Annotated in this window: 12 protein-coding genes; 8 read left to right on the forward strand and 4 right to left on the reverse strand. The window is 69.8% G+C overall.

Annotation, left to right across the window (positions count from 1 at the left end):
- Positions 1-9 precede the first annotated feature (9 nt).
- On the reverse strand, positions 10-579 hold the full coding sequence (locus WME95_RS07985; protein WP_437907817.1) for an RDD family protein: 570 nt from the start codon (positions 577-579) through the stop codon (positions 10-12).
- Positions 580-962: 383 nt separating this feature from the next.
- Complete coding sequence (locus tag WME95_RS07990) at positions 963-1,808, reverse strand: PPK2 family polyphosphate kinase (RefSeq protein ID WP_437907818.1); 846 nt, start codon at positions 1,806-1,808, stop codon at positions 963-965.
- 312 nt (positions 1,809-2,120) lie between these two features.
- Here WME95_RS07990 and WME95_RS07995 point away from each other — a divergent pair, with 312 nt between their 5' ends.
- From WME95_RS07995 to WME95_RS08030, 8 genes are all read left to right on the forward strand, one after another.
- Entirely contained in the window at positions 2,121-4,343 is a 2,223-nt protein-coding gene (locus WME95_RS07995) for a HAMP domain-containing protein (protein ID WP_437907819.1), read from the forward strand.
- A gap of 4 nt (positions 4,344-4,347) precedes the next feature.
- Entirely contained in the window at positions 4,348-4,758 is a 411-nt protein-coding gene (locus WME95_RS08000) for a response regulator (RefSeq protein ID WP_012234032.1), read from the forward strand.
- Positions 4,755-5,330: a YfiR family protein gene (locus WME95_RS08005; protein ID WP_437550623.1), complete on the forward strand. Its 576-nt coding sequence runs from the start codon at positions 4,755-4,757 to the stop codon at positions 5,328-5,330. Before WME95_RS08000 ends, WME95_RS08005 begins: the two co-directional genes overlap by 4 nt.
- Position 5,331: 1 nt before the next feature.
- Positions 5,332-7,761 (forward strand): TonB-dependent receptor plug domain-containing protein, encoded by a 2,430-nt coding sequence (locus WME95_RS08010; protein WP_437907820.1) that lies wholly within the window; start codon positions 5,332-5,334, stop codon positions 7,759-7,761.
- Entirely contained in the window at positions 7,758-8,111 is a 354-nt protein-coding gene (locus tag WME95_RS08015; RefSeq protein WP_437907821.1) for a hypothetical protein, read from the forward strand. The genes WME95_RS08010 and WME95_RS08015 overlap by 4 nt, the downstream gene beginning before the upstream one ends.
- A 414-nt stretch (positions 8,112-8,525) precedes the next feature.
- A complete protein-coding gene (locus WME95_RS08020; protein ID WP_437907822.1) occupies positions 8,526-9,791 on the forward strand; it encodes a PAS domain-containing protein in 1,266 nt (421 codons plus the stop codon).
- 123 nt (positions 9,792-9,914) lie between these two features.
- On the forward strand, positions 9,915-11,021 hold the full coding sequence (locus WME95_RS08025) for a substrate-binding domain-containing protein (RefSeq protein WP_437907823.1): 1,107 nt from the start codon (positions 9,915-9,917) through the stop codon (positions 11,019-11,021).
- A 226-nt stretch (positions 11,022-11,247) separates the two neighbouring features.
- Positions 11,248-12,456 (forward strand): PAS domain S-box protein, encoded by a 1,209-nt coding sequence (locus tag WME95_RS08030; protein ID WP_437907824.1) that lies wholly within the window; start codon positions 11,248-11,250, stop codon positions 12,454-12,456.
- 94 nt (positions 12,457-12,550) lie between these two features.
- On the opposite strand, the gene WME95_RS08035 is transcribed toward WME95_RS08030, so the two are convergent.
- Both WME95_RS08035 and WME95_RS08040 read right to left on the reverse strand, forming a co-directional pair.
- Positions 12,551-13,882 carry a hypothetical protein gene (locus tag WME95_RS08035; RefSeq protein ID WP_437907825.1) on the reverse strand — a complete coding sequence of 444 codons (1,332 nt, stop codon included), beginning with the start codon at positions 13,880-13,882 and terminating at the stop codon, positions 12,551-12,553.
- A 10-nt stretch (positions 13,883-13,892) separates the two neighbouring features.
- The gene (locus tag WME95_RS08040; RefSeq protein ID WP_437907826.1) at positions 13,893-14,912 is read right to left on the reverse strand and encodes a hypothetical protein; all 1,020 of its coding nucleotides are present in this window, start codon (positions 14,910-14,912) and stop codon (positions 13,893-13,895) included.
- Between the last annotated feature and the right edge of the window lie 58 nt (positions 14,913-14,970).

A 14,970-nucleotide genomic window follows, 5' to 3' on the forward strand; every position in this document is an offset into this window, starting at 1 on the left:
GGAGGGCGATCAGGAGCCCGCCCTGGGCGGGGCGACGACGACCTTGGTGCCGGCGATGCGATCGTGCAGGCAGCGGCGGTCGTCGTCGAAGATCATGAGGCCGTTCATCACGTTGAAGATCGCGTGGAGCAGCCGGCCGACGCCGGGGACGAGGCCGGGGAGCGCGATGAGCCAGTTGCGGAGGACGACGCCGGACGCGAAGTCGACGCGCGAGCCGTCCGTCTTGATGATCTTGATCTTCGTCCACTTCTTTCCGAGCGTCTGCCCGCGCGTGGCGATGAGGTACCACTGGTAGATGACGAGCGGGAGCGGGCCGAGGAGCGCGCCGACGCCGAGCACCAGGTAGGCCTTCTCCTCGCTGTGCGCGGCGTAATCGAGCGCCCCGGTGGCGAGGAGGAGGAGCACGGCGGGGATCATGGAGCCGACGAGCAGCAGGTTGTCGAGGATCCGCGCGCCGAGCCGCGTGCCGCGCTCGGCGAGGACGTGCTCGTCCGGCTCGTTCTCGCCATGGGAGTGCGCGTCGCCGGTCGTCGGCGCAGCGTACGGGTTGTACTCGTGCCTGGGATCGTCGAGCTGCATGCCCCCTCCTCCTCGTCGGAATTGCATCACCCGAGCGACAGCGCGTCAATTGGCCGAGGCGCTCGGCCCCACACGGCGCGCGCGGGATCGCGGAGCGCGCCCGGCCACGGCCTTCCCTGAAAGACGAGCACGTAGGCGAGCCGAGAGCCGTCCCCCCGGCGGCCGCCGTGGACGACCTCCTGACTGCACGGCGTGACGTCACGTGTCGAGATCGCCGACGAGTACAAAGGTCGTCGCTCGGCCCCGCCGGCTGGGACATCGATGGTTCATGCAACCACGGAGTCCTTCGCGTGGACTCCGTGCCATGGCATCAGGCGCCCACGCAGGTCGCGGCGCGCGATTGGCGCTCTGCGCCTGCTAGGGCGGATATCGGTCGGGCGCGCTCACCCCTTGTTCCGCCCACCCCGCGACCTCCGGTATTCGTCGAGCTCCTCGCGGCCCGCCTTCCCGTTCCGCTCGAGCGTCTTCAGCCAGCCGTCGCGGTATTCCCGCATCGTCTCCGCCACGGTCTCGGCGACGACGAGGTTGCGGTACCACTTCGCGTCGGCCGGCACGACGCACCAGGGCGCGTGCTTGGACGAGCAGCGCCGGAAGACCTCGTCGTAAGCCTCGGTGTACTCGTCCCAGTGCTCCCGCTCTTTCCAGTCGTTCACGTTGAGCTTCCACGCGGTCGACGGGTTCTCCTCGCGCTCCAAGAGCCGCTTCTCCTGCTCCTTCTTGCTGATGTGCAGGAAGAACTTGATCACGATGGTCCCGTGCTCGGCGAGCAGCTCCTCGAAGTCGTTGATGTGACCGTAGCGCTCCCCCCAAAGCGACTTGGGCTCGAGGTCGTGCACGCGCACGACGAGCACATCCTCGTAGTGAGAGCGGTTGAAGATGGCGAACTCCCCCGCGCGCGGCGCCTGCCGGTGGATACGCCACAAGAAGTCGTGCTCCCGCTCCTCCTTCGTGGGCACGCCGAACGAGCTCACCGTGACGCCGCGCGGGTTCAGCGCGCCGACGACGTTCTTGATCGCCCCGTCCTTGCCGGCCGCGTCGCGGCCCTGAAGGACGATGAGGATGCTGTGTGTCCTCGCTCCCCACATCAGCTCCTGCAGCTCGAGCAGCTCTTCGCCGAGCTCCTTGAGCCGCTCCGCTGCTTCCTGCTTCGTCGCGTCTCGAGGCGGATCGGTCGAGACGTCATCGAGGCGAAACTTCGAATCAGGCTTCGTGAGTCGCGTGATGGGCATGCCCGCGAGCCTACACGATCCCGCAGGGTCGCCGTCGCCGGAGTGACGCGCGACGTCATGGCGCCGTTGCGGATGACGCGACGAGCGGACAGTCACATCGGCGGTGCGTAAGGAAAATCCTGTTGCAGAAATGAAATGAACTACGTACCGTCGAGGTCGGAAGGGCATCGCCAAGCGCCTGTCCTCGTCCCTCGGGTGCTTCCGATGGTGCGCCTGGCGAAGCTTCTGCCGTGGAGGGGGGGCGCGGATGACGCACGCTCTTGGATTCGACCATTCCTTGGCTCGGATACGGCCTGCCGCCCCGAGCGCGTGATGCTGGTCTCGGCCCCTGTCTCCCGGCCCCCGGCGGCTCACCGGCGCTCCGGTGTTCACCTCGGCATCGGCGTCAAGCTCGCCGCAGCGACTGTGGTGGTCCTCACCAGCGTCACCGTGCTGGTGGCCAATCAGGTGATCCAGAAGACACGAGATGACCTCGTGTCGGCGAAGGCGAACGCCGCATCGATGATGGCGGATCTGCTCTCGGGTTCCCTGACCGCGTCGCTCGATTTCGGCGATCGGGACACGGCGCAGGGCGACCTCGACCAGCTCCGGTCGAACCGCGCGCTCATCGCCGCGGTCGCGTGGGGCAGCGACGCCGAGCCCGTCGCCAAGATCGGTCAGCCGGAAGGCGGCCTGTCGGTGTTCACCGCGCGCGGCGCCGAGAACCAGGTCCTGGAGCGCGAGATACGCGTCGCCCGCCCGGTCGTGCGCGACGACGGGCGGCGCCTCGGGACGCTCGTCCTCGTCTTCTCCCTCGAGCCCGAGAACGCCGCGTTCGCCGCGGCCCGCCGCAACATCCTCGAGTTCGCGGGCATCGTCGGCGCGATGACGGCCTTCCTGCTCCTCGCGTTCGCAAGGTGGCAGATCGTGCGTCCGCTCTCGCGGCTCGTCGACGCCGCGCGGCGCGTCGGGGAAGGGGACCGCGCCGTCCGCGTGAACGTCCGCACGAACGACGAGCTCGGCCGGCTCGCCGACGTCTTCAACGCGATGAGCTCCGCCATCATCGAGCGCGAGGGCAAGCTCGAGATGGCCACCGAGAGCCTCCGCGAGCTCTTCGACAACATGCGCGAGGCCATCGTGGCCTTCGGCCCCGACGGCCGGCTGGGCAGCGAGGCCTCGAAAGAAGCCAGGCAGCTCTTCGGCGACCGCGCCGCGGAGGGCAACCACGTCGCGGAGCTCCTCTACCGCGGCGGGCCGCTCTGCGTCGAGAGCCAGGCGCTCCGGCAATGGGTCGACGCGGCGTTCGACGCGGAGGTCGACGCCTTCCCGGAGGTCGCCGAGCTCGCCCCGCGCGAGGTGTGGTTCGAGCGCGCGCCGGGCGACCGGAGGTTCTTGCGGATCGAGCTCTGCCCCATCGTCTCCGGCCAGAAGATCGCGCGCATCATGCTGCTCGCGACCGACCAGACCGAGCTCAGGCGCCTCACGGAGAGCGTCAAGACCAAGGACGAGGAGCACGCGCGCCAGATCGCCGCCATGCGCCGCCTCATCGCCGGCGGCGGCCAGGTCTTCGTCCGCTTCATCGAGATCTCGCGCGAGCGCGTGGCCCGGTGCAGCGAGATCCTGATGCCCGGCGGGGAGCTCTGCCCCGCGGACATCGACGAGCTCTTGCAGCAGCTGCACACCATGAAGGGCGAGGCCCGGTCGTTCGACCTGGAGGGCCTCGCGGACGAGATCATGGCGCTCGAGGACGAGCTCTCCAGGGTCCAGGGGCGCGCGCGCTCGGAGGACAGGCCCTCGGTCGAGGGGCACGCGGCGTCGTGGCGCGCGCGGCTCACCCGAGTCGCGGACGAGCTCACGCGCGCGCAGGAGACGTTCGTCGACGCCTCGCCCGTGGGCAGCGCGATCCTCGACCAGATCACGGTCCGCCGCACGGACGTCACCCGGCTCGGCGAGCTCGTCGGCCCGCAGGGCGGCGAGGCCGCCGAGATCGTCCGCCGCCTCGCGGCCCGGCCGTTCGGCGAGGTGCTCGCGCCGCTCCTCGAGCGCGTCCCTCGCTGGGCCGAGCGGGAGGGCAAGCGCGCCCGCCTCGAGATCGACGGCCGCGAGGCCTCCATTCCTTCGGATCTCGCCCGCTTGCTCCCGGGCGTGTTCCTCCACCTCGTGCGGAACGCGATCGCCCATGGAATCGAGTCCCCCGACGCGCGCGCCCGGGTGGGCAAGCCCGAGGTGGGCGTGATCCGCGCCAGCTGCGTCGAGGACAGGCCGCTGCCCACCCTCCTCGTCGAGGACGACGGTCAGGGCATCGACTTCGACGCCCTCGCGACGAGCGCCGGCGTCGATCCGAAGGATCTGGGCCGGACGCGCGAGCTCCTGTTCACCCCCGGCGTGAGCACGAAGGGCGACGTGAGCGACCTCGCGGGCCGCGGCATCGGCCTCTCCGCGGTCCGCGCCGATCTCCTCTCGGTCGGCTGGCTCATCGAGGTGGACGCGTCGCGCCAGACCGGCGCGGCGTTCGTGATCCGCCCTCAGGCTGTCCCTCTCAGCAACGGAGAATGACTCGATGTCACACGGCGGACGCATCCTGGTGATCGATGACAGCGAGATCGTGCTGATGCGGATCCGCGTCGAGCTGTCGAGCGCCGGCTACGAGGTGGTCACGACGACGCAGCTCGTGGGCACGGCCCGCCACCTGCGCGGCTGCGATCTCGTCATCGTCGACTTCTTCATGCCGGGCCTCGACGGCGCCGCCGTCCTCCGCTCGCTCAAGGCCGCGGTGCCCGAGGGCGAGAGGCCGCCGCTCTTCTACCTCTACACGACGGACGCCGAGGCCGGATCGCGGTACGCGGAGCTCGGCTTCGACGGCGTCTTCAGCAGGAAAGGCGATCTGCTCGCCCTCACCCCGCAGGTGCAAGCGGCGCTCCGCATACGCAAGCTCGCCGGCCTGTCGCGCGGCAAGGAACGCAAGACATGACGCCTCGCCGGCGCGCCCTCGTGCTCGGCCTCTTCGTCGCGGCCGCCCTCGCCCCATTCCATGTCATGGCGGAGCCGGCGACGGCGCCCTTCGCCGTGCAAGCGGAGATCGTCACGCGCATCCTGCCGTACGACAGGGGCTTTCCAGAGCGGGTGAAGGGACAGGTCTCTTTCCTTTTGCTCTCCCGGGCCGGCGACGCGGACTCGGCGAGCGCCGCGCTCCAGATGAGGAGGGCCTTGAACGACATCGGCAAGGTGCGTGACAAGCCGATCCGCGTGGAGAGCGCCGAGTACTCGAGCGCGTCCGAGCTCGCCGCGACGTGCCGCGCGCGCGACATCAACGTCGTGTACATCTCCTCGGGGCTCGGCAGGGAGGTCGCCGCGATACGCGGCGCGCTCACGGACACGGGCATCCTGAGCTTCGCGGCCGTGGAGCCCTATGTCTCGCAGGGGGCCGTGCTCGGCGTCGACGTCGCGGACGGCAAGCCGCGCATGAGCATCAACCTCGCGCAGGCCCGGGCCCAGCACATCGACTTCCCCGCTCCCATCCTCAAACTGGCAAGGATCTATTGACGTGAGCTCGACCCGTATCGCACTGCTCTGCGCCGCGTCGCTCGCGTTGTCGACCGCCGCCCCGCGCGAGGCGCGGGCCGAGGACGTCAGCTCGCTCCTCGAGATCCTCGAAGAGAACGTCGTGTCCGGCGCCTCGCGCTCCGCGGAGCGCGAGAGCGACGCGCCCGCCATGTCGTCGGTGATCACGGGCGCGCAGCTCAAGCTCTTCGGCATACGGCGCCTCGCCGACGCGCTCACCTTCCTCGCGAGCGGCGTCTTCGCGCACGACCGCATGTCGGTCCCGGAGGTCGGCGCGCGCGGGGTCGCCCTGACCCGGGACGCGAACAGCCACGTGCTGATCGTGCTCGACGGCATGGTCGTGAACGAGCAGGGCGGCGGCGCCGTCTTCCTGCACGATATCCCGATCGAGATCGTCGACCATATCGAGGTGGTCCTGGGCCCTGGCTCCGTGCTCTACGGCGCGCAGGCCATGCTGGGGGTCATCAACGTCGTCACGAAGAAGGCCGCCGATCACCAGGGCATCCGCGCCTCCCTGACGCTCGGGGCGTCGCCGCCGCTCGACGAATCGGGCGACATCAGGGCGCCGGACCTCGAGGGCCTCGGGGGCGAGGGCACGGCGGCGATCGGCTTCGGGCGCCGCTTTACGCTGCTCGGGCAGCCCGCGGGCGTGGTGGCGGCGGTCGACATGCACCGCTTCGAGGGGCCCGAGGTGAGCTTCCCGAAGCAGCGGCTCCCGGTCCTGGCGGACGGCGTGTCCGTCATGGATCTCGGCTCGCACGCCGAGCCCGGCTTCTGGGGCGGCACGGTGGAAGAGCAGTGGTTTCGCCGCAAGGCAGGCGCCTTCGTGCGCCTCGACGTCGGCGACCTGAGCGCCGTCGCGCAGGCGACGCGCGCGTCGTGGGCCGCGCCCTTCATGGATCTCCACGAGAACCGCGTCGGGGCCTTCGACGACGCGCGCAACGACAACACGCAGTCGCTCGTCCTGACCAGCGTGCGTTATCGCGACCGCCTGAGCGAGCGGCTCGAGGGCGTGGCGCGCGGGTACTTCGGGTTCAGCCGGATCGAGCGCTCGCGCTACGTGGTGGGCCACGATCCGCTCGTGCCGCACGTCCCGCTCGACGTGCTCGATCCGGAGCAGTGCCCGCGCGGCCCGTCCGGGCCTTGCCGGAAGGAGGCGCTGTTCCTCTCCCGCTGGTTCGGGCTGGAGCTCCAGGCGCGGTACGACTGGACAGGCGACGGCGCCTTCACGACCATGGCGGGCCTCGATGGGCGCCTCCGCACGTCGGCCTACGAGTTCGTCGCGTTCGACGAGCTCACGGGGAAGAGTTATGGCTCCGACCCGGCGCGCACGCGCTGGCACGGCGGCGGACACCGTCTCGAGGACGAGGCCGCGCTCGGGGCCTATGTGCAGCAGACGCTCCGCCTGTTCCGGCCCCTCTCGCTCAACGCCGGGATCCGGGTCGACCTCGACTCGCGTATCCCCCTCGAGTACGTGGCGAACGCGATCTCGCCGCGCGCCGCGCTGATCCTCACGCCGGACGAGCGCGTGTCGCTCAAGCTCATCTATTCGAGCGCGTTCCGCGCGCCCAGCTTCGTCGAGCTCTACACCGTGAGCGGCAGGCTCCTGCCGAACCCGGATGGCCTCAAGCCGGAAAAGGTCTCCTCCCTGGAGGCGGTCTCGTCGTTCCGGAGCGGCGCGTACTCCTTCACGGCCGGCGGCTTCTACTCGGACTGGAAGGACGTCATCGAGCTCCAGATCCTGAGGGCGAAGGCGCCCAGCGTCTCGAGGTACAACAACGTGCCAGGCATCGAGAACTACGGCGCGAACCTCGGCTTCGAGACGAGCTTCCTCGAGCGGAAGCTGCGCGTCGGCGTCAACTCCACGTTCGCCGCGACGCGACGCCGCATGTCCGCCGAGCAGATCCATCGGAACGCGCCGTTCGGCACTGGCGACGACGTCCCCATCACGGTCGCGCCGCAGGTGTACGGCAACGCCCGCGTATCGTACGAGGTCGGCTCTGGCGCCGTGTCCCTGGCGGCCGCCTACATGGGCCGGCGGATCGCCGACCAGGCCTACTATGGCGGTGATCCGTCGAACATCGCCCCTCGCCCCGAGGTGCCGCCGCAGGTCGAGCTCCGCGCGGCGGTGACGGGCGCGATACCCGGGGTGAAGGGCGCCGGGTACCTGCTCGGCGGGCAGTACGCGTTCTCGGCCCATGAGCCCTACGTCGTCGGCCCCAACCAGGGGCAGCCGCGCTACCTCGTCGAGAGCGGCCCCACCGCGGATTTCGCGTTGAAGAACCGCCTCACGCTCTTCGCCGGGATCGAGCTTCACCTCGATGACGACGCCGCCGCGGGCAGCCCGGCCGCGGCGGCCAGGCCCTCCTCCATCGCGACCGTCGGGCGCGCGAGCCACGGAGCTTCACCGTGAAGAGCACATGTTTTCCCGCGCTCCTCCTCCGCTTGTCGGCCACGACAGGCCTCCTGGCGGGGGGCTGCGTCGAGGTGGGCCACCCCATCGAGGTGGGCTGCTTCGTCGAGGACGACAACCCGAACTGCTTCGACACGGGCGTCTCCGCGAGCTCTTCTCAGGCGAGCGGGACGACCGGGGCCGGCGCGGCCGGCGGAGGCGGCGCGAGCGCCGAGGGCGGAGGCGGCGCGGGCGCGAGCGCCGATGACGGGGGCGGCGCAGGCGGTCACGGCGGCTCAGGCGGCGCGGGCGGCGCGGGCGGTCACGGCGGCTCAGGCGGCGCGGGCGGCGTGGGCGGCGCCGGGCTGTGATCGCGCTGGCCATCTCCTCATTACGGTGGATTGCGTCAACCTATCGCCCCATGAGGGGCCGAATCGTTCACCGTGGAGTCATCTCCGACGGCACCCTACTGTCGATTGGCATGCTCTCCGGCTGGAACTCGCATTGTCGGCATTGTTGCGAACGAGGGAACGAGGACGTAAAAGGCGTTGACAGTCGATTCTGTTTCCCATAGTCGTAATGATGCAACTCGGCTGGACCGTCGTGTCCCTGTCGTGAAGGGGGAGCGTGCACGACCGTAATTTCTCTGGCGGTCTCCTCCTGGCGACGCGCGTCAGGGAGCCATCGACATGAAGGCGAGCGCCATCGTCATCGATGTACCACGAGAAACGAAGTGTGATCTCCTGCCCTGACCGGGCAGGGAGCTCTCGAGAGAAGTCCCCGCGATGCCCGCGATGAACGAGACCGAGGCCAGCCGGATGCAGGGCGCGACGATCTCGCGAGCCCAGCGGATACTCGACGCCTTGCCGGCGATCGTGTGTGTCCTGGACCTCGCGGGACCGCGGCTCACGGGGCACAACGCCGCGCTCGTCCGGGCGCTCGGCTGCACGGAAGAAGAGCTCCTTTCGCGGGGCGTCGAGGCGCTCTCGGCGCGCATTCACCCCGACGGTCTCGCCGGCCTCGCCGCGCGCGCGGCCGAGCTCGCCGCGGCGCGCGACGGCGGGGTCGTCGAAGGCGAGCTGCGGGCGCGGAGCATCGAGGGAGGGCGGTACGAGCGCGTCTTCGCCGTGCGCGCGGAGGTCTTCACGCGGGGGGACGACGGCGCCGTGCGCGAGGTCGTCCTCTTCGCCGAGGACGTGACCGCGCGAAAGCGTCGCGAGCAGGGCGGCCGCAGGGGAGACGCGGTGCTCGCGGCGCTCTGCGACCGCGCCCCTGTCTTCATGTACGCGAAAGACCGTGACGGCGCCTTCCTCCTGGCGAGCCGCTCGACGGAGGAGCTCGTCGGGGCGACCCCGGGCAACATGCTCGGAAAGACCGATAGCGACTTCTGTCCGGCGGAAGTTGCGTCTATTTACAAAGACGTCGATGACCTGGTGCGGAGGACCGGCGCCCCCTTCGAGGCCGAGGAGATCGTCCCGCAGGCCCAGGGCGATCGGACCCTGTACACGATCAAGTTCCCCCTCCGCGGCGAGGGCGTCCCGGAGGGCGCGGTCGCCGGTATCTCTGTCGACATCACGCGGGTCAAGGCGGCGGAGCGCGAGCGGGAGGCTGCGCGGGACGAGCTGATCGCGGCGCAGCAGGACACGATACGTGAGCTCGTGACGCCGCTGCTGCCGATCGCCGAGGGGGTGCTCGTGATGCCGCTGATCGGCTTCTTCGACGGCGCGCGGGCGAGCCGTATCATCGAGACGCTGCTGCAGGGGGTGGAGAGGCACGCGGCCCGCATTGCGATCATCGATATCACCGGGGTCAAGGCGGTGGACGTCCAGGTGGCCGAGATGCTCGTGCACGCCGCGCGCGCGGTCGGGCTGCTCGGTGCGCAGGTGGTGCTCACCGGCATCCAGCCGGCGATCGCGCGGACGCTCATCGAGCTCGACGTCGACCTCCGGGGCCTTGTCACGGCGGGGACGCTGCGGAGCGGCATCGCGTATGCGGTTCCGGTCGGGCAAGCTCGCGGCGGACAGGAGCCGCGCCACTTGCGGCGTGAATGAGGGCGAGGCGCGCCGAGCGCGCGCCATCGCAGGGGGTCCCGGATGTCGGCGCGCGCACAGCCGCGCCGAGCCGTCAGGGGACGGTGAAACGGGTCGAGCAATATCGAGAAGAGGAGGGGATTCATGGTCGATCGCGCCATCATCGGGGGCATCCTTCTGGCGACCAGCGCGCTTGCCTGCAGCTCGAGCGAGAGCACCGCAGAAGCGCCGCTGACCATCGCTTACATCACCCACAACAAGTGCAATCGGTTCCACGATCTGGGTCGCGCGGGCGCCGCGCAGGCGCAGAGCGAGCTGTCGACGACGAGCGCGCGGCCGGTCAACGTGATGATCCTGGACCCTGAATGTCCGGAGCTCACGGAAGACGGCAAGCCGCTGGACCCCGACGACGCCTGCTACCTCTCCCGGCCGCAGATGGAGGTGCTGCAGGAGGTCATCGACATGAAGGTGGACGCGATATCCATCGACGTCTTCAGCGGGGAATGCGAGAACGACCTCATCAACAAGGCGGTGGACGCCGGCATCAAGGTCGTCACGTACGGCGGCGACGCTCCGGCCAGCAAGCGCCACACCTACTACGGCATGGACAACAAGGCCGCCGCCGCCTTCCTCATGGATGCGCTCGCGACCATCAACGGGAAGACCGGCAAGATCGCCTTCCAGACGATGATGGATGACGACGGTAACGGGGTCTACACCCCCACCCCCGCGGGGACCTTCATCGACCGGCTCGCCGGCTTCTCCGAGGCGCTGAAGAAGTACCCGGACATGACGAACGCCGTGAGCCTCCCTTGCGTGTGCTGCGACTACGCGAACCCTTTCTGCGCGCAGACCGCGGAGGAGGCCCTGAAGAGCGACCCGGAGATCACGGGCTTCTTCTTCTCCTACAGCAAGCTCCTCGGCGAGCCCGACCTCGAGGCGAACGCGCCGCTGCTCACCGCGAGAGCGAAGGAGAAGACCATTCACTCGGTGGCGTTCGACACGCTGCCGGAGTACATGGATCGCATGCGCGATGGGTACGTGGACGTGCTCCTCGGTCAGAAGCTGTTCGGCTGGGGCTACGATACCGTCATGCTCGCGTACGATCTGGCCACCACCGACCGGCAAGTGAGCGCCTTCACCGACGCTGGCTGGTACGTCGTCTGTCCGAACAACCTGGAGGAGTTCGAGCGCAACACCCAGGCGATGGATTACCGGACGCCCCTGTCGAAGTGCAGCTTGCTCCCCTGAGCCCGCTGTTGCTCAGCACGGTAGGCTGCATTGCGTGACGCGCGCCGCCGCTGTCGCTTGCGCGGGTAGGCCAGGCTACGGCGCCGCGCCGGCCGGCTGCGACAGCGAGGCGGCGCAGCGTCTTCGGTTTCGCCGCGCGCGCGCCGTGGCTATCATGGGTCGAGTTCTGGTCCGCGCGTCCGCCGCCGGGCCTGGAAGGAGCCGCCATGAGGAGAGGCCTGCCGCGATGAACGAGACCAGGGCCAAGGAGCAGCAGGACGCGCTCAGCGCGCGAGTCCGGAGGATGCTCGACGCGGCGCCGACGATCCTGTGTGTCGTGGGCCTCGACGAGCGCCGGCTCATCGCCCATAACGCCGCCCTCGCCCGCTCGCTCGGCTGTACGGGCGAAGAGCTCTCGACACGCGGCGTCGAGGCGCTCTCGGATCGGATCCACCCGGACGACATGGCCGGCCTCGCCGCGAGCGCGGAGCGGCTGAGGGGGGCGCGGGACGGCGAGGTGATCGAGGGCGAGCTCCGGGCGCGAGGCCGAGAGGGAGACGAGCGCATCTTCGCGGTGCGCGCGGAGGTCTTCGCGCGAAGCGAGGATGGCGCCGCGCGCGAGATCTTCCTGTCGGCCGAGGACGTGACAGAGCGAAAGCGCCGCGAGCAGCGCCTCCACAGGAGCGAGTCGCTGCTCGCGACGTTCTGTGATCACGCGCCGGTCCTCATGGTTGCAAAGGATCGGGAAGGCGCCTTTCTCCTGGTGAGCCGCTCGGTGGAGGAGCTCGTCGGGGCGACCCCGGGCACCATGCTTGGAAAGACCGACAGCGACTTCTTTCCATCGGAAGTTGCGTCTATTTACAAAGACGTCGATGACCTGGTGCGGAGGAACGGCGTCCCGCTCGAGGCCGAGGATCCCGTCCCTGACGCCCGAGGCGAGAAGACGTTCTACTCGATCAAGTTCCCTGTCTGGGGTGAGGGCATCCCGGAGGGCGCGGTCGCCGGTATCTCTGTCGACATCACGCGGGTCAAGGCGGCGGAGCGCGAGCGGGAGGCTGCGCGGGACGAGCTGATCGCGGCGCAGCAGGACACGATACGTGAGCTCGTTACGCCGCTGTTGCCGATCGCCGAGGGGGTGCTCGTGATGCCGCTCATCGGCTTCTTCGACGGCGCGCGGGCGAGCCGGATCATCGAGACGCTGCTGCAGGGGGTGGAGAGGCACGCGGCCCGCATCGCGATCATCGATATCACCGGGGTCAAGGCGGTGGACGTCCAGGTGGCCGAGATGCTCGTGCACGCCGCGCGCGCCGTGGGGCTGCTCGGCGCGCAGGTGGTGCTCACCGGCATCCAGCCGGCGATCGCGCGGACGCTCATCGAGCTCGACGTCGACCTCCGGGGCCTTGTCACGGCGGGGACGCTGCGGGGCGGCATCGCGTACGCGCTGAAGCGAACGTGACAGCACGGCGCCCCGCGCCACCAGGCGCTTCGCTCCGCTGCGTGGGCGCCTGCCGAACAACGGGTCGCTCGAGCTGGCCGCGCCGGTCGGCGCGTCATTGCAGCGTGCAGATGAGCCGCTGGCCGCGCACGGAGTAGGCGCCGTCGCGCTGCTCGATCCAGGCGACGAGCAGCTTGACGCCGAGCTGCGCGACGGTCGAGCCGAGGATCTGCGCGCTGCTGCCGTCCGGGAGGGAGAAGATGAGCTGGTTGGGGAGCACGTTCTCACCTGTTCGCGTGAACCAGCCCAGGCTCACGCTCTTTCCAGGCGGCGGCACCAACGTCAGATACACGTTCTCGCCGTCGCTCGCGACGGGGCCCGGGGGGTTGTACTGGTTCACATTCTGGAGCTTGAAGACAGGGGTGAAGCCGGGCGGGGGAACCTGTCCGAGCGACAGGAAGTCCCTTACGACGCCCACCTCCGCCGAGAGCGTGAGCCTCGGCGGAGGGACGAGGTGCACCATCAAGAGCGTGACGCCATCGCCGTCGGGCAGCGGGAACGCCCCGAAGAAGGACTCCACCTCGTCAGGAGATGGGCTGAACTGGATCTGGTGCGCCACGCCGAGATCGGCGCGAGAGGCGCCCGTTCTGAAGAACGCCTCGCCGGTCGCGCTGTCATCCAACAACAGGAGGTGCTGGCCGTTCGTGACGGTGTAGTAGCGAACGTTGAGCGAGGCATCGGTACGTGCGCCCTGGGCCACCAGGGTCGGCGCAGGCTCGGCCGATCCACCGACGACGAGCGCTCGCGTCGAGCCGCCCGGCGCCGCGCAGGTCGCGGCGTAAAGGGTGTTATCGCCCGCCGCGACGAACGCCATCGACGTCGCCACGCTGGGGCTCGAGCACTCCGGTGCGAGCGCGGGAAACCGCTGGAACGTCCCCTCGGGCGAGACGCCGTCGGCGGTCGTGGGGAAGACGAGCTGCCCGATCTCGTACCCCACCCTGCCTTGAAGGATCACCCGCCCTCCGGATTCGCGGCCGGTGACGAAAGCCGCGCCGTCGGTGAACGGGAACTCCGCCTTCGATCCGGCTGGCTCCCCGATCTCGTGCACCGTCCCGATCACGAGCCGGCTGGCAGTCTTGTCGATGATCGAGGCAAATACGCCATCGGGTCCGCTTGCCAGCACGAGCGAGGAGGTGTCGACCTCGTGGCCGCCGAGGTCTTCGGACGTGAGGATGTCGAACGGCTCGAGGTCGAGCGCGCACTTCGCCTCGGCCGGCTTGCAGACGCCGTCCTGACAGACGCCGCTCGGACACCCGAGAGAGACGCTGCACGCTCCGCCGCCGTCGCCTCCTTGGCTCAGCTCCGCGTCGGTGCGCACGCCCGCGATGATCTGGCAGCCGGCGACGAGCAATGCGCCCCCGGCGACGACGAGCCCCCATGGTCGCATCTGGCGCATCTCAAAAGCTACCTCGCAACGACAGCCCCGCTGTTCCCAGCTCGGCCGGAGGCCCCAGGCGCACCTCCAGCGCCGTCGACGGCGCGGCCTCGCTCGACGGCGCGGTCAGGAACACGACCAGGCCTGTGATGAGCGCCGCGCCTCCCGCCGCGAACGCCACGTTGGAGATGTTGGCGGTCGTGTTGGCGTCCTGATGGAGCTTGACCCCCCCGGCGCCACAACGGGGAGGGTCGTCGTTGGTACACCCGTGCTGGTTGCGCGCTTCGCTCATCTTCGAGAGCGTCTCGACACCGAACACCGCGCCTACCGCGATCCCGGCCAGGCTCACCCCGCCCAGCACGAGCCCGACGGTCCGCTGCGCGCTCCACGAGCTCGCCGCGGGCGCGGCGCTCGCGGCCGCAGGCACGCGCGCTTCCCGCCGTGGCGCGGGCGCGTCTTCGAGCAGAGGGACGTGTACCGTTCTCTTCCCTGGCTTCGGCTCGACGACCACCTCCGTGCTCCATGCCTTCTTGCCAGGCGCCACCACCTCAATCGTATGCTCGCCCGGATCGACCGGGATCGCCGAGCCGAACATCGCCGCATCGAGCGGCTTCGCGTTGCGCCGCACCTCGAGCCCCTCGACCCGGGCCTCCGGCGCCACCTCGATGACGAGCCTCGAGAGCCGCGGCTCGAGGAGGCTCGCCCGCCGCCCCGCTTCCTTCGAGCGCGGCCGATCGCCCGCTCTGCGCGCCATTGCCTCGGCGTCGTTGAAGGTCGCCCAGGCGCTCGCCGTCTCCCCGTTGAGCTCGTAGCAATCCGCCAGGGCGAGCAGCGTCCCGGCCATTGGATCCAGCTTCTGGCTTGCGACGAGCTTCGAGCACCCCAGGGCGTGGCTGCCCTGCTTGACGAGCGCGCGTCCCTCGCGGAAGAGCACATCGGCGGCCGCCCGGTCCTCGGCGGTCGGGTCCGCGAGGGCGCGCGGCGCGAGCGATAACGATAGGATCAGCGCGCTCGCGGCGATGACACTGCGCCTGACACGCATCGGTCCTGGGCCACGCACCGATCCCACTATATCGACACCGGTCGCCGTTGTCCCAAAG

It is taken from the genome of Sorangium sp. So ce327, assembly GCF_051530205.1.
GTDB lineage: Bacteria > Myxococcota_A > Polyangia > Polyangiales > Polyangiaceae > Sorangium > Sorangium cellulosum_B.